We start from the raw sequence: 20,684 nt of genomic DNA, 5'->3' as shown, positions 1-20,684 counted from the left end.
ACAAGGCGCGATTTTAATCGTGCCTTGTTTTATAAATATAGAAATATATTTATAAAACTTTTTGATGAAGAAGGAAAAGTTCCTTTGTAAGTCGAATATACATATTTCAAAAGTTTTAAAATTTTTTTATTTGTACATAACTAGTCATATTATTTGTATTTCTCGCCACGTAGTGACATAATATGTATTTACATACGATACATTTATCGTGTACATACGAAGGCAAGAGGTTAGCACTTTGTAAGGGGTGTGAAAATATGTTTAAATTTAATGATGAAAAAGGTCAATTAAAATGTTCTTTCTGTGGTAAAACACAAACGCAAGTTCGAAAGTTAGTTGCAGGTCCAGGTGTTTACATTTGTGACGAGTGTATCGAACTTTGTACTGAAATTGTACAAGAGGAGCTTGCGAAGGACGAAGAAGTAGAATTCAAAGATGTACCGAAACCGGTAGAAATTCGTGAAATTTTAGATGAGTATGTCATCGGACAAGATAACGCGAAAAAAGCACTAGCGGTAGCGGTATATAACCATTACAAACGTATTAATTCTAACAGCAAAATTGATGATGTAGAATTAGCGAAGAGTAATATTTCACTTATTGGGCCAACGGGTAGTGGTAAAACATTACTGGCACAAACATTAGCGCGTATTTTAAATGTTCCATTTGCGATCGCGGACGCAACATCTTTAACAGAAGCTGGATACGTTGGGGAAGATGTAGAAAACATCTTACTAAAATTAATCCAAGCAGCTGATTATGATGTAGAGAAAGCGGAAAAAGGAATCATTTATATTGATGAGATTGATAAAGTGGCACGTAAGTCCGAAAATCCATCAATTACACGTGATGTATCTGGTGAAGGTGTGCAGCAGGCACTTCTGAAAATTTTAGAAGGTACTGTAGCAAGTGTTCCACCTCAAGGTGGTCGTAAGCATCCGCACCAAGAGTTTATTCAAATTGATACAACGAATATCTTATTCATCTGTGGTGGAGCGTTTGATGGCATCGAGCCAATTATTAAACGTCGTCTTGGTGAAAAAGTAATTGGATTTGGTTCTGAGAAGAAGAATGCTGATGTAAATGAGAAGCATGTTTTATCTCACGTATTACCAGAGGACCTTTTAAGATTTGGTTTAATTCCAGAGTTTATCGGTCGTCTTCCAGTTATTGCGAACCTAGAGCCGCTTGATGAAGATGCTCTTGTTGATATTTTAACGAAACCGAAAAATGCACTTGTTAAGCAATTCCAAAAACTATTGGAGCTTGACGATGTTGAGTTAGAGTTTGAAGAAGGTGCACTAATTGAAATTGCGAAAAAAGCAATTGAACGTAAAACAGGTGCTCGTGGACTTCGTTCTATTATTGAAGGCTTGATGCTTGATGTAATGTTCGAACTGCCATCTCGCAAAGATATTGAGAAGTGTATTCTTACGAAAGAAACAGTAGCTGACAATGAACCGCCGAAATTGGTGTTACAAGACGGTACTGTACTTGATACAAAAACATCTGCATAGTGCAAAGGAGAAACAGCAATTTTTATAATTGCTGTTTTTCTTTATGTTTAGCTATGTTCCTCCGCGGAAATACTAAGAGATAAAACATTGCGGGAGGAAATAAATGATGAGCTGGACAAATATATTTCTACTTGTTCAACTTGTTTTTGGTGTAATTGTCGGATTGTACTTTTGGCATTTACTTCGAAATCAGCGAACACAAAAAGTTTCAATTGATCGAGAATCGAAAAAAGAATTAGAACAACTTCGTAAAATGCGCGAGATTTCTTTAACAGAGCCGCTTGCGGAAAAGGTGCGTCCTACATCCTTTTTAGATATTGTAGGGCAAGAGGACGGGATTAAGTCGTTAAAAGCGGCTCTTTGTGGCCCGAACCCGCAACATGTGATTATATATGGCCCACCAGGTGTTGGAAAGACAGCGGCAGCACGTCTTGTTTTAGAGGAAGCGAAACGAAATCCAAAATCTCCATTTCGCACGAATGCAACATTTATTGAACTGGATGCGACGACAGCTAGGTTTGATGAACGTGGCATTGCAGACCCTTTAATCGGTTCGGTACATGATCCGATTTATCAAGGAGCTGGTGCAATGGGGCAAGCGGGTATCCCGCAGCCAAAAAAAGGTGCGGTAACAGATGCACATGGTGGTATTTTGTTTATTGATGAGATTGGTGAACTACATCCGATTCAAATGAACAAAATGTTAAAGGTGCTGGAAGACCGGAAAGTGTTTTTGGAAAGTGCATACTATAGTGAAGAGAATACGATGATTCCAACATATATACATGACATTTTTCAAAAAGGTTTACCAGCTGATTTTCGCTTAGTTGGGGCGACGACGCGTTCGCCGGAGGAGATTCCTCCTGCTATTCGGTCACGCTGCTTAGAAGTATTTTTTCGGGAGTTAGATACAGAAGAAATCCAAAAAGTAGCGAAGAATGCAGCTGACAAAGTGGAAATGCAAATGGGTGAGAATGGTATTGAAATGATTGGGATGTATGCAAGAAATGGACGAGAAGCGATTAATCTTGTGCAAATTTCTGCTGGTATGGCGATAAATGAAGAACGTTCTTTCATTAAAGATGAAGATATAGAGTGGGTTGTTCACTCTAGTCAACTTACACCAAAATATGAAAAACGTATTTATCCTATTCCAAGAATCGGCCTTGTAAATGGACTTGCTGTATACGGACCAAATACAGGCGCGTTATTAGAAATTGAAGTAACAGCAATCAAAGCGAAAGATAAAGGATCGGTAAATGTTACCGGAATTGTTGAAGAGGAAAGTATTGGTAGTCAAACGAAATCCATTCGCCGTAAAAGTATGGCGAAAGGTTCTGTAGATAATGTATTAACGGTACTTCGTTCTCTAGATGTGTTGCCAGAAGGGTACGATATACATATTAATTTTCCAGGCGGTATCCCAATTGATGGGCCTTCCGCAGGTATTGCTATGGCAACGGGTGTATATTCAGCAGTGCATCGTACGTATGTGAATAATGAAGTAGCGATGACCGGTGAAATAAGTATACACGGTGAAGTGAAACCGATTGGTGGTGTGTACGCAAAAATAAAAGCTGCGAAAAAAGCAGGTGCGAAGAAAGTCATTATTCCTGCTGAAAACATGCAACCGTTTTTGTACACAATAAAAGGAATTGAAATCATTCCTGTTCGTAAGTTAAAAGAAGTATTTGAGCTAACGTTTATGCAGGAAAATATGCATCGAGAGCTGGATATACATACTGCTGTGGACGAAACAGATGCACAATCAATGTGAGAATGAACGATAATAAAATTTGCCAGACTTCGTTTAAGTTTGTATGCTTAAGCGGAGTCTTTTTTCCTTTTTATAAGGGAGAAAAACGAGGGATTTACAATTGCGGAAAATCTCTGCAATTGCATCTAGATGTATTGTAATATAAAATAGTTGAACAGGAGTTTAATTTATTATGGAGGTGCTATGTCTAGTATGAATACGAATGAAAGAATCGTACCCCTCCTACCATTAAGAGGCGTTCTCGTATATCCAACGATGGTTCTGCATCTTGATGTAGGACGTGATAAATCGATACAAGCACTAGAGCAGGCGGCAATGGATGAAAATATCATCTTTTTAGCGATGCAAAAAGAAATGAATATCGATGATCCGAAAGAAGATGACATATATAGTGTAGGTACAGTGGCGAAAGTGAAGCAAATGTTAAAATTGCCGAACGGTACGCTTCGTGTCCTTGTAGAAGGTTTACATAGAGCTGAAGTAGTAGAGTTTATCGAAGAAGAAAATGTAGTGCAAGTTTCTATCAAAACGGTAACGGAAGAAGTAGAAGATGATCTAGAAGAGAAAGCTCTTATGCGTACATTACTGGAGCATTTCGAACAATATATTAAAGTTTCGAAAAAAGTTTCAAATGAAACATTTGCAACGGTAGCTGATGTAGAAGAGCCAGGGAGATTAGCTGATTTAATTGCTTCTCACTTGCCGATTAAAACGAAACAGAAACAAGAAATCTTAGAGATTGTATCTGTGAAGGAACGATTACATACACTTATTTCAATTATTCAAGATGAACAAGAGTTACTTAGTTTAGAAAAGAAAATTGGACAAAAAGTGAAACGTTCAATGGAGCGCACGCAAAAAGAATATTTCTTACGTGAGCAAATGAAGGCGATTCAAACTGAACTTGGCGATAAAGAAGGTAAGGGCGGGGAAGTTGAAGAACTTCGTGAGAAAATTGAACAGTCAGGAATGCCTGAAGAAACAATGAAGGCTGCACTGAAAGAATTAGATCGTTATGAAAAGTTACCAGCAAGTTCTGCGGAGAGCGGTGTTATTCGCAATTATATGGATTGGTTATTAGCTCTTCCGTGGACAGAAGCGACAGAAGATATGATTGATCTTGCTCATTCGGAAGAGATTTTAAACAAAGATCATTACGGTCTTGAGAAAGTGAAAGAGCGCGTACTTGAATATTTAGCTGTACAGAAGTTAACGAATTCATTAAAAGGACCTATCCTTTGCTTAGTAGGACCTCCTGGGGTCGGGAAAACTTCGTTAGCGCGTTCGATTGCAACATCATTAAATCGTAATTTTGTCCGTGTATCCCTTGGTGGTGTACGTGATGAATCGGAGATCCGTGGTCACCGTCGTACGTACGTTGGAGCGATGCCAGGACGCATTATTCAAGGTATGAAAAAGGCGAAAACAGTTAATCCAGTCTTTTTATTAGATGAGATTGATAAAATGTCTAACGACTTCCGTGGAGATCCATCAGCGGCATTACTTGAAGTGTTAGACCCAGAACAAAACCATAACTTCAGTGATCATTACATTGAAGAACCGTATGATCTATCGAAAGTTATGTTTGTAGCAACTGCGAATACACTTTCAAGTGTTCCAGGTCCGCTGCTTGACCGTATGGAAATTATTTCGATTGCTGGCTATACAGAACTTGAAAAAGTTCACATTGCCCGTGAACATTTATTGCCGAAACAATTAAAAGAGCATGGCTTACGAAAAGGTAATTTACAAGTACGTGATGAAGCACTTCTTGAAATTATTCGTTATTATACACGTGAGGCTGGTGTTCGTACGCTAGAGCGTCAAATCGCAAAAGTTTGTCGTAAAGCAGCAAAAATTATCGTTACAGCAGAACGCAAGCGTATTGTAGTAACAGAGAAAAACATTGTTGATTTACTTGGTAAGCACATATTCCGTTATGGGCAAGCCGAAAAAACAGACCAAGTTGGTATGGCGACAGGGTTAGCGTATACAGCAGCAGGCGGTGATACACTTGCGATTGAAGTGTCTGTAGCGCCTGGTAAAGGGAAATTAATTTTAACAGGTAAACTTGGGGATGTTATGAAAGAATCCGCACAAGCAGCGTTTAGCTATATTCGTTCTCGTGCAGAAGAGCTTCAGATTGATCCGAATTTCCATGAGAAAAATGATATTCATATTCATGTTCCAGAAGGAGCAGTTCCAAAAGATGGACCATCAGCAGGTATTACGATGGCAACGGCACTTATTTCTGCACTAACAGGTATTCCTGTAAGTAAAGAAGTGGGGATGACAGGTGAAATTACACTTCGTGGTCGTGTATTACCAATTGGTGGTTTAAAAGAAAAAACATTAAGTGCTCACCGCGCAGGCTTAACAAAAATTATTTTGCCAGCAGAAAACGAGAAAGATTTAGATGATATTCCAGAAAGCGTAAAAGAAAACCTTACGTTTGTGCTTGCATCTCATTTAGATGAAGTATTGGAGCACGCATTAGTAGGAGTGAAACAATGAAAGTAACAAAAGCAGATATTGTAATTAGTGCTGTTAAACCAGAACAATATCCAGACAGTGATTTACCAGAAATTGCATTAGCAGGTCGTTCAAATGTCGGGAAGTCTTCCTTTATTAATAAAATTTTAAATCGTAAAAAGTTAGTACGTATTTCTTCTAAACCAGGGAAAACGCAAACGTTGAACTTTTTCTTAATCAATGAGATGATGCATTTTGTTGACGTTCCAGGTTATGGCTATGCGAAAGTATCTAAAACAGAGCGCGCAGCATGGGGCAAGATGATTGAGACTTACTTTACAACACGTGAGCAATTAGACGCAGCTGTATTAGTAGTTGATTTACGTCACCAACCAACAAATGATGACGTGATGATGTATGATTTCTTAAAGCATTATGAAATCCCAACAATTATTATTGCGACGAAAGCCGATAAAATTCCGAAAGGAAAATGGCAAAAGCATTTAAAAGTTGTAAAAGAAACGCTTGCTGTTGAAATTGGCGATGAAATCGTTCTATTCTCTTCTGAAACAGGACTTGGAAAAGAAGAAGCGTGGAAGGCAATTCATAGAATGACAAAAACAAAAAACGCGTGACGAATGTCGCGCGTTTTTTTTATTTACTAAATTCTTTTATCTTACGTTTAACGTAACCTCAATATTACCTCTTGTTGCTTTCGAATAAGGGCATACACCGTGAGCAGCTTCTACAAGTTCTTGTGCTTCAGCGTGAGAAACGCCAGCAACGTGTACGTCAAGTACAGCAGATAGGCCAAAACCACCATCTGTATCTTTTCCGATAGAAACGTGAGCAGTTACTTCTGTACTTTCTACTTTCATGCGTTTTGTACGAATGACAAGTTGTAATGCACTATCAAAACAAGCGGCATAACCAGCAGCAAATAGTTGTTCTGGATTTGTTGCCTCTCCGCCTGCACCACCTAGTGCTTTCGGCATTTTTACATCAAGATTTAATATGCCATCATCTGAAACTACTTTTCCGTTTCTTCCACCTGTAGCAGTTACTGAAGCAGTATATAATTTATCCATGTTTATTCCCCTTTTCTATCATTTATTGTTTTCATTGTTTCAATTAGTTTATTTAATTGAATTAATAAAGAACGATATTCTTGTTCTGTAATTCCTAAATTTGTTGCCATTGTTGTCGGCAATGAACAAGCCTTTTCTTTTAAATCTTTACCTTGTTCTGTTAATTCAATACAAACTTTGCGCTCATCTTCTTTGGAACGAACGCGTTTTACAAGTTTTAATGATTCCATTCGTTTTAACATAGGTGTTAACGTACCGGAATCTAAAAATAGACGTTCTCCAATTTCTTTTACTGTTAGTCCATCTTGCTCCCATAGTACGAGTAAAGTAATGTACTGGGGATACGTAATACCCATCTTTTCTAAATATGGTCGATAAAAGCGGGTCACTTCTTTAGAACAGGCGTAAATAGAAAAACAAAGTTGATTATCTAGATGTAAAGAATTCTCTGTCATACATAACTCCTTTCTTATTAAGTTGTGCACAATTTAATTTTGTAAAACCAATATAACGAAAAAGAAATACAATGTCAAATACATTGTATTGAGAAAGTTTGTGCTACAATTTGGAACAATCATACATATTTTCCTTCATGATGAAAGAAGATAGGAAAGATGATGTTATAATTCATATGGAATAGTTTCCATCACTTGATTATGAGGGCTTTTTTTGGTAACGTACAAATAGAGTTATTAATTTATAATCATTATAAAGTAGAAAATCTTTATTAGTTTTACTGAATCTCCTTTATTACATACGGAGAATAAATAAAAAATAATCGGTTGTTCACACGATTGTCAGATTCATAAGAGGAAAGTTGTATTATGATAGTAGATAAAGTGATAAAACGGGTGAAGGGGGACATGCTGCGTGCATATTCTTGTTGTTAGTGTAAATTATCGAACAGCCCCTGTAGAATTTCGTGAGAAACTCACATTTCAGGCAGCAGAGTTAGAGCAAGCAATGACTACATTACAAAATCAAAAGAGCGTGTTAGAGAATGTCATTGTATCAACTTGTAATCGCACTGAGATTTATGCTGTTGTCGATCAATTACACACGGGACGGTATTATATTAAGAAGTTTTTAGCTGATTGGTTTCAGCTTGAAATAGAAGAAGTCGCGCCATATTTAACTATTTTTGAACAAGATGGTGCAATAGATCATTTATTCCGCGTGACGTGCGGTTTAGATTCTATGGTAGTTGGAGAAACACAGATTTTAGGCCAAATAAAAGATAGCTTTTTAGAAGCGCAACAAGTAAAAGCGACAGGCACAATTTTTAATGAGTTGTTTAAGCAGGTGGTTACGTTAGCGAAACGTGCGCACTCAGAAACGACGATTGGTGAAAGCGCGATGTCTGTTAGCTATGCTGCTGTTGAGCTCGGAAAGAAAATATTTGGTGAGTTAACAGATTGTCATGTGCTTATTCTTGGTGCTGGTAAGATGGGTGAACTGGCACTGCAAAACTTATATGGAAGCGGTGCTCGAAAAGTAACAGTCATGAATAGGACGTTTACGAAAGCGGAAGTAATGGCTGAGAAATATATGGGATATGCAAAGCCTTTAAGTGAATTACAATGTGCATTATTAGAAGCAGATATTTTAATTAGTTCAACTGGTGCATCTGAGTATGTCATTACGAAAGAGATGATGACAAAGGTAGAGAAAATGCGCTCTGGTCGTCCTTTATTTATGGTTGATATTGCAGTGCCACGTGATATTGATCCAGCGATTAATGAGCTAGAAGGTTCTTTCTTATATGACATTGATGATTTGCAAGGAGTAGTGGAAGCAAATCGTGCTGAGCGTTTGAAAGAAGCGGAGAAAATTCAATTTATGATTGAAGAGGAAATTGTTTTATTTAAAACGTGGTTAAGTACACTTGGTGTTGTTCCGTTAATAGCAGCTCTTCGTGATAAGGCACTTGCTATCCAAAGTGAAACGATGGAAAGCTTGGAACGGAAAATACCGAACCTTAGTGATCGTGAGAGAAAAGTAATTAGTAAGCATACGAAAAGTATTATTAATCAATTATTAAAAGACCCAATTTTAGTAGCGAAAGAAATAGCTGCTGAAGAGGGAGCAGACGAAAAATTAGCGTTATTTGCAAAGATTTTCGACTTAGAAATGGAAGATGTAGAGAGTTGTGCGGAAGAAGTAGAACATAAAAGAGCGTGGACACCATCCGTTCCATCTTTATAATTTGGAAGGATGATCGGATGAGTTTTTTAAATAACAGTATTATTTATCATATTGCAATTATTTTATATGCTTGCAGCATTAGTTTATATTTTATAGATTATTTCCAAAGTAACCGAAAGGCGAACCGATTTGCTTTTTGGTTACTTTCGATTGTATGGGTTCTGCAGTCTATCTTTATGTTACTTAGGGCTACAGATTCAGAAACGAATCCTATATTAACTTTATTATCAGGGATTTATTTTTATGTTTGGCTATTGATTACGATGTCGTTAGTCATTAATCGATTTATGAGAATTGACTTTCTAGTCTTTTTTACAAATGTTGTCGCATTTGGCGTAAGCGCTTTTTCTATTTTTACACCGCTCGGAAAGATGTCGCCGGTACTGGCAGAGCAATTAGTTTCAGAACTTGTATATGTACATGTCGGTATGGCTATTATTTCTTATGCAACTTTCACTGTATCGTTTATTTTTTCTATTATGTATTTATTGCAATATCGCCTATTAAAAAAGAAAAAATGGAATGCGAGATTAAGAAGGTTAGGGAATTTACCGAAGCTAGAATCGATGTCTTACGGATTAAATTTATTTTCTGTTCCATTTTTCTTACTAGCTATTTTATTAGGATGCATATGGGGATATACGAAATTGGACAATTTCCATTGGTATGATACGAAAGTGATCGGATCTTTTGTCGTTCTATTTGTATATTGTGCGGGTCTTTATTTACGAGCGGCAGACGTGGTGCAAGGGAAGAAAATCGTGCAGTGGAACATCGGAGCGTTTCTCGTAATGCTAATCAATATTTTTCTATTAAGCAGTTTATCCAACTTCCACTTTTGGTATTTATAATGAGGAGAGAGAATTATGCGCAAAATTATTGTAGGGTCACGAAAGAGTAAATTAGCATTAACGCAAACAAACTGGTTTATTGATCAGTTAAAAGCGCTAGGTTTACCATATGAATTTGAAGTGAAAGAAATCGTCACAAAAGGTGATGTTATTTTAGATGTTACTCTTTCAAAAGTAGGCGGAAAAGGTTTGTTTGTTAAAGAGATTGAACATGCGTTACTTACGAAAGAAATTGATATGGCTGTACATAGTATGAAAGATATGCCGGCCGTACTTCCAGAAGGATTAATGATTGGTTGTACACCGAAGCGTGTTGACCCTCGTGATGCTTTTATCTCAAAAAGCGGAGCATCGTTTAAAGAGTTAGCAGAAGGTGCTATTTTAGGTACGAGTAGTTTAAGACGCAGTGCACAATTATTAGCTGCGAGACCAGATTTACAAGTGAAGTGGATTCGTGGAAATATCGATACACGTTTACGTAAATTACAAGAAGAAGATTACGATGCAATTATTTTAGCAACAGCTGGATTACAAAGAATGGGCTGGGATAATGAAGTTATTACAGAACATTTAGATGAAACGTTATGCGTACCCGCTGTAGGGCAAGGTGCATTAGCGATTGAGTGCCGTGAGGATGATAAGGACTTACTACAGTTGTTAGCGCATATGAATGATGCAGTAACAGAAAGAACAGTGGCAGCAGAACGAGTATTTCTTCATAAACTCGAAGGAGGATGCCAAGTTCCAATCGCTGGATATGCTACGCTTACAGAAAACGATGCAATCGAATTAACGGCTCTTGTCGGTTCTATGGACGGTTCTGTTTTATTGAAAGAGACAGTAGTAGGCATGAATCCAAAGGAAGTTGGACTAGAGGCTGCAGACCGTTTAATTAAACAAGGCGCAAAAGAACTCATTCTTGCTGCAAATAAGGGGCAACAATAAATATGAACGCTCTCGCTGGCAAAACGGTATTAATTACACGTGCCCAGCATCAAGCAAAACAAATGAGTGTAGCGGTGAAAGAAAAGAGCGGAATTCCATTGGAAATTCCGCTTTTGCGTATGGAAGGTATGTCTCATAGGCAAATTCAACATATAGCAGAGCAGCTGCATTCGTATGACTGGGTTATTTTTACGAGTAAAAATGGGGTAGCTTTTTTTCTAGATAGTTTGAGAAAGAGGCTACACGCAAAGACTAAAATTGCTGCAGTAGGCGTGAAAACAAGGTTGGAGTTAGAAAAGCGGGGCTATGAAGTGGACTTCGTTCCAACTTCATTTGTTGCAGAAGTATTTGCAGAAGAGTTTGTAAAAAGACTAAGTGGAAACGAGCGCATTTTATTTCCGAAAGGGAATTTAGGAAGAGATGTAATTCCAGTTGCACTTCGCGAAATTGGTGTTTCTCTAGATGAGCTAATCGTATATAGTACGAAAGAGAATGTAGAGAGAAGGCAAGAGCTTATAGTAGCGTTGAAGTTAGGGAAAGTAGACATTATTACATTTACGAGCCCTTCAACTGTTACTAGTTTTGTTCGTTTACTTGAGGGTACAAACTGGAGAGAATGGACAAAAAAATGTACAATTGCTTGTATAGGGCCTATTACGGAAAAAGAGGCGAGCCTTTATTTTCCACATATTATTATGCCGAAAGAGTACACGGTAGAAGCATTACTACACTGCATTTGTGAATCTATAAAGTGAAACTTTAATTAGTAGGGTCTTACTGCCCGCAAATAGCGGGATAAAATAAAAGAATGGGGATAGAAATCTATGAACTCTTTACAATTTAATCGTCATCGTCGCTTAAGACAAAGCGGTAATATGCGTGCGCTTGTGCGTGAAACGTTTTTACATACGGAAGATTTTATTTACCCTATTTTTGTATTAGAAGGAGAAAACGTTCGTAATGAAGTGCCTTCTATGCCAGGCGTATATCAAATGTCTTTAGATTTATTGCAAGCTGAAATGCAAGAGGTTGTTGATTTAGGTATTCGTTCTGTTATTGTATTTGGTTTACCTGCTGAAAAAGATGAAGTTGGATCATCAGCATATTGTGATCATGGAATTGTGCAACGTGCAGTTAAGCAAATTAAAGGTGAATTCCCTGAGCTAGTAGTAGTTGCGGATACATGTTTATGTCAATTCACAAGCCATGGTCATTGCGGTGTAATTGAAGATGGTATTATTTTAAATGATGAGTCTCTTGCAGTTCTTGCGAAAACAGCTGTAAGTCAAGCGAAAGCAGGAGCAGACATTATTGCGCCATCAAACATGATGGACGGATTCGTAACAGCAATCCGCCATGCATTAGATGAAAATGGCTTTTCTCACGTACCAGTAATGTCGTACGCTGTGAAATATTCATCAGCATTTTACGGGCCATTCCGTGATGCGGCGCACGGTGCCCCGCAATTTGGTGATCGTAAAACATATCAAATGGATCCAGCGAACCGTATGGAAGCATTCCGTGAAGCTGAATCAGATGTAATGGAAGGGGCAGATTTCTTAATTGTAAAGCCAGCCCTTTCTTACTTAGATATCGTTCGTGATGTGAAAAATAACTTTAATTTACCAGTCGTTGCTTATAACGTAAGTGGTGAATATTCCATGATTAAAGCGGCAGCACAAAATGGTTGGATTAATGAAAAAGAAGTTGTACTTGAAAAATTAATTAGCATGAAACGTGCAGGAGCAGATTTAATTATTACGTATCATGCAAAAGATGCAGCAAGATGGTTACAAGAAGGAGGCGCTAAATAATGAAAAAGTTTGATAAGTCGATTGCGGCGTTTGAAGAGGCACAAGATTTAATGCCTGGTGGCGTAAATAGCCCAGTTCGTGCCTTTAAGTCTGTTGGTATGAATCCGTTGTTCATGGAGCGCGGAAAAGGCTCTAAAGTATATGATATCGATGGAAATGAATACATCGATTACGTATTATCATGGGGTCCTTTAATTCATGGTCATGCGAATGATCGTGTTGTTGAAGCTTTAAAATCTGTTGCTGAAAGAGGAACAAGCTTCGGTGCTCCAACGGAAATTGAGAATAAATTAGCGAAACTTGTTATTGAGCGCGTACCATCAATTGAGATTGTACGTATGGTTAACTCTGGAACAGAAGCGACAATGAGTGCGCTACGTTTAGCTCGTGGTTATACAGGACGTAATAAAATTTTGAAATTTATCGGTTGTTACCACGGTCATGGTGATTCGTTATTAATTAAAGCGGGTTCTGGTGTGGCGACGCTAGGTTTACCAGATAGCCCTGGTGTACCAGAAGGTGTAGCGAAAAATACGATTACCGTAGCGTATAACGATTTAGACAGTGTGAAATACGCTTTCGAACAATTCGGTGATGATATTGCTTGTATAATTGTAGAACCAGTAGCAGGAAATATGGGTGTTGTTCCTCCGCAACCAGGATTTTTAGAAGGTCTTCGTGAAGTAACAGAGCAAAATGGTGCATTGCTTATTTTTGATGAAGTCATGACAGGATTCCGAGTTGCTTATAATTGCGGACAAGGCTATTATGGTGTAACACCTGATTTAACTTGTTTAGGTAAAGTAATCGGTGGTGGCTTACCAGTAGGAGCATACGGTGGTAAAGCAGAAATTATGCGCCAAGTTGCACCGAGCGGACCGATTTACCAAGCGGGTACTTTATCAGGTAACCCACTTGCAATGGCAGCAGGTTATGAAACGTTAGTACAGTTAACGCCAGAATCATATGTAGAATTTGAGCGTAAAGCTGAAATGTTAGAAGCTGGCTTACGTAAAGCGGCTGAAAAACATGGCATTCCGCACTATATTAACCGTGCGGGTTCGATGATTGGTATCTTCTTTACAGATGAACCAGTTATTAATTACGACGCAGCAAAATCTTCAAACTTAGAATTCTTTGCGGCTTATTATCGTGAAATGGTAGAACAAGGTGTATTCTTGCCACCATCTCAATTCGAAGGTCTATTCTTATCGACAGCACATAGTGATGCAGATATTGAAGCGACGATTGCAGCGGCAGAAATTGCAATGTCAAAATTAAAAGCTTAATTGATGAAAGAAAATCGCTCTCCATAAGGGGAGCGATTTTTTTTATTCATAAAGTTAGCTTTCCATACATAAATCTGTAATGACATATAGTTTGGGAGGGGGAAAAGAAGTGGCAACAGATCATTCATTACGTTTTTCATTAAAAGAATCTGTTTGGTTCCAAAAAGGACAGGAAGTCGAAGAACTTTTGTCAATTTCGTTAGATCCAGACGTTGAGATAGAAGAGCTTGATCATGAAGTTATCGTGAGAGGGCAATTAGATTTAACGGGAGAGTATGTTGCACGGCAAGATGATTCAGCTTATTCATTAAGAGATCTATCACCAGCGAAGTCAATTGATTATGTAGAAACAAGGGAAGATGGGGTTAATGAACTTGTTCATTCCTTTCCGCTTGAAATATCAATTCCAAGAAATCGAGTGAAAGTAATTGAAGAACTATATGTATCCATTGAGGAATTTGATTATGAATTAAAGGAAAATGGTTGCTTACAGTTATTAGCGGATATATCTATTACAGGTTTATGTGATGAAGAAAGAATCGAGGATGAAGAGGAAGAAACGGCGTATGCTGAGTTAGAGGCTTATTCCGCACAAGAAGATGAAAATAGACCTGCCCACGTAGAAGAACCAGTCTATAAGGAATCAGATGAGTGGGAAGATTACGCATTTGAACCGTTTCAACTAGAGGAAAGAAAAGAGCAGGAAGTAGAGGAAGAGGAAATAGAAGAACATGAATTTGTGGAGCGTGAAGAGGAGAAAGAATCAACGCCACAATTTGAATTGTTCGGAAGAAAAGATTTCAAGAAAGAAAAAGCGAAAAAACAAGAAGAGCAAGAAGAAGAAACGTATTCACAGCGAGATGAAAATGCACTTTATTTAACGAAATTATTTACGAAAGAACCGGAAGAAGAATTTACAAAGTTAAGAATATATTTCGTGCAAGAAGGGGATACAATCGAATCTGTTGCAGACCGTTATGAAACATCTGTACAAAACTTATACCGTGTCAATCAAACAGAAGATATATATTTAACTGCGGGACAAATTATTTATATTCCCGTTTCAAGAGCAAAAGTGAAATAAGTGAGTGTTTTCACTCGCTTATTTTCCTAAAGGCTATGTTTTGAATAGAAAGGGTTATTCGTATGGATATGGAATTACGAAATCGCTATGAACCCATTGTAAGGCAATATAGATTGGATACACAGCATATGGAAGAGCACGGAAGCGTAACGAAAATTTACACGAATCAAGGTCCATATGCGCTCAAGAAAATAGAAAGCAGAAAGTTAGAGCGGAATAACTTTCTGCACCATATTCAATATTTGAAGGAGAACGGTTTTTCAAATTATGTACCTATATACCATGCGACGGATGGAAATTATATTTTAAGTGACGGGACGTATAATTATTATTTAATGCCTTGGTTAGAACGTGCGGAAGGCAACGGCGAGGATAATGATCAGTACCATAAAATGTTTCAAACTCTCGGAACGTTACATCAAAAAACGGTGAAAGAAGAAACGTATACAGAAGAAGATTTAGAAAAACATTATACAAATATATCCGATCGCTGGGAGAATGATGGTGAGATGTTAGAAGAGTTTCTCGTAGAATCTGAAGCGAAATGGTATATGTCTCCATTTGAATTGCAATATTGTACGTACTATCATCATGTAATGAGGGCGCGTGAGTTTGCAACGAAGCAATTAACTGAGTGGAACGATGCGATGAAGGAAAAAGAAAAAACACGTATTACTTTTGTGCATGGTAACGTATCGCTTAATCATTTCTTATTTGATTATGAACGGAATGGCTATTTTATTAGTTTAGAAAAATCAAAGTTTGCAACGCCTGTGCAAGATATAGTAGGGTTTTATTCTCGGTCTTTAAATACGTATCCAATTGCGCGAAGTGATCGGTTTGAATGGTATCAAATGTACCAAAAAAATTTCCCTTTTACGAAAGAAGAGCAACTACTCATGTTTGCGTATATGACGTATCCATCGCAATTTATTCGGCAAATCCAGTCTTATAAGAAAAGAAGAGAGAGTCGCAATGAGGAAAATGAACTTCTCGGAGTAAAGAGCTTACAACAATCGCATTGGCTCGTAAGCAATATAGAATATTTCCTCTCGCAGTTACAAGCTGCACAGCAAGGGAACGGATAAAGTGAAACTTTAATTAGTGGAGGGTCTTACTGCCCACAAATAGCGGGATAAAGAAGATAAGTAGAGGATGCTACTTATCTTCTTTTTTTGCCCAAAAAGCCGTGGTATTAAATTTATCTTGACGAATAGGGTTTCGTTTTTTACACTATTGTATATAATAATTAACAATCATATAAATGCCTTGAAGGGGAAGAGTATAACAAGAAACGTCTTCAGAGAGGAGAATCATTAGCTGGGAGATTCTCTAGATAGTTATGTTAGAAGGTAGCCCTGGAGCATCTTTTCTGAACGGAACAGTTCTCATTAGGAAAAGACGGATTTGTCCGTTATCAAATTAAGAGTATAAGCAAATTCCTGAATTTGTTTGTAAATAAAGGTGGTACCGCGATGTCCCTCGTCCTTTTTGGATGAGGGGCATTTTTTATTTTAAGGAGGGAAAATAATGTCAAACACGGAAAAGAATTTACCAACTAAATATGATCATATGTCCGTTGAAGAAGGCCTTTATCAATGGTGGCTTGAAGGCAAATATTTCGAAGCAACAGGAGATGAGAAGAAACAACCATACACAATTGTAATTCCACCTCCGAACGTAACTGGTAAGTTACACTTAGGTCATGCTTGGGATACAACTCTTCAAGATATTTTAACTCGTACGAAGCGTATGCAAGGTTACGATGTATTATGGCTTCCAGGAATGGACCATGCGGGTATCGCAACACAAGCGAAAGTAGAAGGAAAACTTCGTGAAGAAGGTATTTCACGTTACGATCTTGGCCGTGAGAAATTCCTTGAAAAAGCTTGGGAATGGAAAGAGGAATACGCGTCTCACATTCGTCAACAATGGGGGAAAGTTGGTTTAGGACTAGACTATTCTCGTGAACGTTTCACATTAGACGAAGGTTTATCTAATGCGGTTAATAAAGTATTCGTTCAATTATACGAAAAAGGCTTAATTTACCGCGGTGAATATATTATCAACTGGGACCCAGCAACACGCACGGCTCTTTCTGATATTGAAGTAATTCATAAAGAAGTTCAAGGTGCATTCTACCATATGAACTATCCGTTAACAGACGGTTCAGGTCACATTCGCCTTGCTACTACTCGTCCAGAAACGATGCTTGGTGATACAGCGGTAGCGGTTCATCCAGAAGATGATCGTTACAAACATTTAATCGGAAAAACAGTTACACTTCCAATCGTAGGCCGTGAGATTCCGATTATTGCTGATGAGTACGTAGAAAAAGATTTCGGAACAGGTGTTGTAAAAATTACACCAGCTCATGACCCGAATGACTTTGAAGTAGGTAACCGTCATGACTTACCACGCATCTTAGTAATGAATGAAGATGGATCGATGAACGAAAAAGCTGGTAAGTATAACGGTATGGATCGTTTCGAATGCCGTAAAGCGTTAGTGAAAGACTTACAAGAGGCTGGCGTATTAGTAGAAATCGAGCCTCATATGCATTCAGTGGGTCATAGTGAGCGTAGCGGTGCAGTAGTTGAGCCTTACTTATCAACACAATGGTTCGTAAAAATGGCTCCACTTGCAGAAAAAGCAGTAGCACTTCAACAAAAAGAAGAAGAAAAAGTAACGTTCGTACCAGAGCGTTTTGAAAACACATACTTACGCTGGATGGAAAATATTCATGACTGGTGTATTTCTCGTCAATTATGGTGGGGACACCGCATCCCAGCTTGGTATCATAAAGAAACTGGTGAAGTATACGTAGGTACAGAAGCACCAGCAGATATTGAAAACTGGAATCAAGATAATGACGTACTTGATACATGGTTCAGTTCAGCGTTATGGCCGTTCTCAACACTTGGCTGGCCGAATGAAGATGCAGCAGACTTTAAAAAGTTCTATTCAACAGATGCTTTAGTAACTGGTTATGACATCATCTTCTTCTGGGTATCTCGTATGATTTTCCAAGGTTTAGAGTTTACAGGCGAGCGTCCATTTAAAGATGTATTGATTCATGGTTTAGTTCGTGATGAGCAAGGACGTAAAATGAGTAAATCTCTTGGTAACGGTATTGATCCGATGGATGTTATCGAGAAGTACGGTGCAGATGCAATGCGTTACTTCTTATCAACAGGAAGTGCACCAGGTCAAGATTTACGTTTCAGCATGGAAAAAGTAGAATCTACTTGGAACTTCATTAATAAAATTTGGAACGCATCACGTTTCGTATTAATGAATATGGATGACATGAAGTATGAAGAAATCGATTTAACTGGTGAAAAATCAGTTGCGGATAAGTGGATTTTAACTCGCTTAAACGAAACAATCGAAAGTGTAACGCGTAACATGGATAAATATGAGTTCGGTGAAGCTGGTCGTTCATTATACAACTTCATTTGGGACGATTTCTGTGACTGGTACATTGAAATGGCGAAACTTCCACTATACGGTGAAGATGAAGCAGCTAAGAAAACAACTCGTTCTATTTTAGCTTACGTATTAGATCAAACAATGCGTCTATTACACCCATTCATGCCATTCGTAACAGAGAAGATTTGGCAACATTTACCGCATGAAGGCGAATCTATTACAGTAGCAGCATGGCCAACAGTTCGCGAAGATTTACAAGATACAGAAGCTGCGGCAGAAATGCACCTTCTAGTTGATATCATTCGCTCTGTTCGTAACATCCGTGCAGAAGTTAATACGCCAATGAGCAAAAAAGTCCAAATGCAAATTAAAGCAAAAGATGAGGCTGTACTTGCTCAACTTACAAAAAACAGCTCTTACATTGAGCGTTTCTGTAACCCAAGTGAATTAATAATTCAAACGGATTTACAAGCACCAGAAAAAGCAATGACTGCAATCGTATCAGGTGCAGAGTTATTCTTACCATTAGCTGATCTTATCAATCTTGATGAAGAGAGAGCACGTCTTGAGAAAGAATTTGAGAAGTTCGACAAAGAAGTAGAACGTGTACAGAAGAAACTTTCAAACCAAGGTTTCGTAGCGAAAGCTCCTGCAGCAGTTATTGATGGAGAGCGTGCGAAAGAGCAAGACTATCTAGAAAAACGTGAAGCAGTTCGCCAACGTCTAGCAGATCTTGAAAAGTAAAATATTTTTTAGAGGCTCACTATATTGGTGAGTCTCTTTTCTTTGCGTATAATAGGAGTATGAAGGTTGTCTTTTGAAAGGGGAAAGCATACGTGATACATACATACGAAGAAGCGATAGGGTGGATTCATAGCCGATTGAAGTTTGGTATTAAACCAGGATTGGAAAGAATGAGATGGATGCTAGAAGAGCTCGGAAATCCGGAGCGTCACATAAAATGTGTTCATCTTGCTGGTACAAATGGAAAAGGTTCAACATTAACATATATGCGCTACATGTTAGAAAATGCAAAATATAAGGTAGGAACATTTACCTCTCCATATATTGAAACATTTAACGAGCGTATTAGTGTGAACGGAACACCAATTGCAGATGAAGAGATTACTGAACTTGTAAAGATGGTAAAGCCAGTCGTTGAAAAACTAGATGGGACGGATTTAGGGGAAGCGACTGAGTTTGAAATTATTACTGTTATGGCAATTTATTATTTCGGTAAAGTTAATTTCTGTGATGTTGTTTTATTTGAAACAGGGCTTGGAGGGCGCTTTGATTCTACGAATGTTATTCATCCTGTTCTCACGATTATTACAAATATTGGCCACGATCATATGCATATTTTAGGGAATACACTAGGAGAAATTGCATATGAAAAGGCGGGGATTATTAAGTCTGGTGTCCCGGTTATTACTGGTGTGAAAGATGAGGAAGCATTGCAAGTCATTCAAAAGGTTGCAAAGGAAAATCATGCAAACTTATACGAGATGGGCAAGCATTTTACAGCGTTACATAAACAGTCTTGTGAAGATGGAGAACAGTTCGATTTCACTTGTCCTTTCGCCTTTTTTGAAGATGTGCGAATCTCAATGAAAGGCAGTCATCAAGTAGGAAACGCAGCACTTGCACTGATGGCAGTTATGTATGTAAAAACATACGTATCATTTTTAATTGAGGAAGAAGAAATAAGAACTGGATTACAGGAAGCTTATTGGATTGGGCGCTTTGAAAAACTGCAAAGTAATCCAGATATCATTATAGATGGTGCTCATAATCCAGAAGGTATTGAAAGCCTTGTGAAAACGGTAGAATCACATTACAAAGATAAAAATGTAATAGTTTTATTTACTGCCCTTGGTGATAAGCAATTGCATAATATGGTAGGTCAATTAGAAACCATCGCCGATGAAATTATTTTTACAACATTCGCCTTTGATCGTGCTATTTCTGCTGATAAGCTAGCATCGTATGCAAAGAAAGAGTCAAAACTAGTTTTTGAAAATTGGAAAGAGGCAATTGATACAAAGGTTGAAATGATTGGAGAAAATGATGTTTTTATCATAACAGGTTCTCTTTATTTCATTTCGGAAGTTCGAAAATATATTCGCGAGAAAAACTAGATGGTCTTTGCTATCTAGTTTTTTTGTTCTACAAATGAAGTCAAATGCATACATATAAGATAAATATATAGG

The 20,684-nt window shown here is 37.9% G+C and carries 16 protein-coding genes and 1 other annotated feature; of the genes, 14 read left to right on the top strand and 2 right to left on the bottom strand.

The features are described from left to right. Positions 1–257: 257 nt before the first annotated feature. The 4 genes from clpX to ysxC all read left to right on the top strand — a co-directional run bounded on the left by clpX (position 258) and on the right by ysxC (position 6,401). A complete protein-coding gene (gene clpX / locus KZZ19_RS21850) occupies positions 258–1,517 on the top strand; it encodes an ATP-dependent protease ATP-binding subunit ClpX (RefSeq protein WP_000472286.1) in 1,260 nt (419 codons plus the stop codon). Between the two features lie 106 nt (positions 1,518–1,623). Continuing rightward, positions 1,624–3,294 (top strand): ATP-dependent protease LonB, encoded by a 1,671-nt coding sequence (gene lonB, locus KZZ19_RS21845; RefSeq protein ID WP_237979601.1) that lies wholly within the window; start codon positions 1,624–1,626, stop codon positions 3,292–3,294. A 183-nt stretch (positions 3,295–3,477) separates the two neighbouring features. After that, entirely contained in the window at positions 3,478–5,808 is a 2,331-nt protein-coding gene (gene lon, locus KZZ19_RS21840; RefSeq protein ID WP_000097312.1) for an endopeptidase La, read from the top strand. Continuing rightward, positions 5,805–6,401, top strand: coding sequence for a ribosome biogenesis GTP-binding protein YsxC (ysxC, locus tag KZZ19_RS21835; RefSeq protein ID WP_000869124.1), 597 nt, complete (start codon positions 5,805–5,807; stop codon positions 6,399–6,401). The genes lon and ysxC overlap by 4 nt, the downstream gene beginning before the upstream one ends. Positions 6,402–6,437: 36 nt before the next feature. Here ysxC and KZZ19_RS21830 read toward each other — a convergent pair whose 3' ends face one another. Continuing rightward, positions 6,438–6,854 carry an organic hydroperoxide resistance protein gene (locus KZZ19_RS21830; protein ID WP_002015349.1) on the bottom strand — a complete coding sequence of 139 codons (417 nt, stop codon included), beginning with the start codon at positions 6,852–6,854 and terminating at the stop codon, positions 6,438–6,440. A 2-nt stretch (positions 6,855–6,856) separates the two neighbouring features. Continuing rightward, positions 6,857–7,309, bottom strand: a complete 453-nt coding sequence (locus tag KZZ19_RS21825) for a MarR family winged helix-turn-helix transcriptional regulator (RefSeq protein WP_237979599.1) — start codon at positions 7,307–7,309, stop codon at positions 6,857–6,859. A 415-nt stretch (positions 7,310–7,724) separates the two neighbouring features. On the opposite strand from KZZ19_RS21825, the gene hemA reads away from it, so the two are divergent. The 10 genes from hemA (at position 7,725) to KZZ19_RS21775 (ending at position 20,612) form a co-directional block, all read left to right on the top strand. Then, positions 7,725–9,059, top strand: a complete 1,335-nt coding sequence (gene hemA, locus KZZ19_RS21820; protein WP_348638007.1) for a glutamyl-tRNA reductase — start codon at positions 7,725–7,727, stop codon at positions 9,057–9,059. 17 nt (positions 9,060–9,076) lie between these two features. Continuing rightward, positions 9,077–9,910 (top strand): cytochrome c biogenesis protein, encoded by an 834-nt coding sequence (locus tag KZZ19_RS21815; protein WP_237979587.1) that lies wholly within the window; start codon positions 9,077–9,079, stop codon positions 9,908–9,910. Between the two features lie 15 nt (positions 9,911–9,925). After that, complete coding sequence (gene hemC, locus KZZ19_RS21810) at positions 9,926–10,855, top strand: hydroxymethylbilane synthase (RefSeq protein ID WP_237979586.1); 930 nt, start codon at positions 9,926–9,928, stop codon at positions 10,853–10,855. 2 nt (positions 10,856–10,857) lie between these two features. After that, the gene (gene hemD, locus KZZ19_RS21805; protein WP_237979585.1) at positions 10,858–11,610 is read left to right on the top strand and encodes a uroporphyrinogen-III synthase; all 753 of its coding nucleotides are present in this window, start codon (positions 10,858–10,860) and stop codon (positions 11,608–11,610) included. Positions 11,611–11,679: 69 nt separating this feature from the next. After that, positions 11,680–12,669, top strand: coding sequence for a porphobilinogen synthase (hemB, locus tag KZZ19_RS21800; RefSeq protein WP_237979584.1), 990 nt, complete (start codon positions 11,680–11,682; stop codon positions 12,667–12,669). Then, the gene (hemL, locus tag KZZ19_RS21795) at positions 12,669–13,958 is read left to right on the top strand and encodes a glutamate-1-semialdehyde 2,1-aminomutase (RefSeq protein WP_088097885.1); all 1,290 of its coding nucleotides are present in this window, start codon (positions 12,669–12,671) and stop codon (positions 13,956–13,958) included. Before hemB ends, hemL begins: the two co-directional genes overlap by 1 nt. A gap of 109 nt (positions 13,959–14,067) precedes the next feature. Further along, positions 14,068–15,042 (top strand): stage VI sporulation protein D, encoded by a 975-nt coding sequence (gene spoVID, locus KZZ19_RS21790; RefSeq protein ID WP_237979583.1) that lies wholly within the window; start codon positions 14,068–14,070, stop codon positions 15,040–15,042. Between the two features lie 62 nt (positions 15,043–15,104). Next, positions 15,105–16,130 carry a spore coat protein YsxE gene (gene ysxE / locus KZZ19_RS21785; RefSeq protein ID WP_237979582.1) on the top strand — a complete coding sequence of 342 codons (1,026 nt, stop codon included), beginning with the start codon at positions 15,105–15,107 and terminating at the stop codon, positions 16,128–16,130. A 172-nt stretch (positions 16,131–16,302) separates the two neighbouring features. Beyond that, positions 16,303–16,535: a binding site (T-box leader), on the top strand. 37 nt (positions 16,536–16,572) lie between these two features. Then, on the top strand, positions 16,573–19,218 hold the full coding sequence (locus KZZ19_RS21780) for a valine--tRNA ligase (RefSeq protein WP_237979581.1): 2,646 nt from the start codon (positions 16,573–16,575) through the stop codon (positions 19,216–19,218). Positions 19,219–19,310: 92 nt separating this feature from the next. Then, positions 19,311–20,612, top strand: a complete 1,302-nt coding sequence (locus tag KZZ19_RS21775; RefSeq protein WP_237979580.1) for a bifunctional folylpolyglutamate synthase/dihydrofolate synthase — start codon at positions 19,311–19,313, stop codon at positions 20,610–20,612. Positions 20,613–20,684 lie beyond the last annotated feature (72 nt).

This window comes from Bacillus thuringiensis (genome assembly GCF_022095615.2).
Lineage (GTDB): Bacteria > Bacillota > Bacilli > Bacillales > Bacillaceae_G > Bacillus_A > Bacillus_A cereus_AG.
This window is presented reverse-complemented; position numbering and strand designations above follow the sequence as displayed.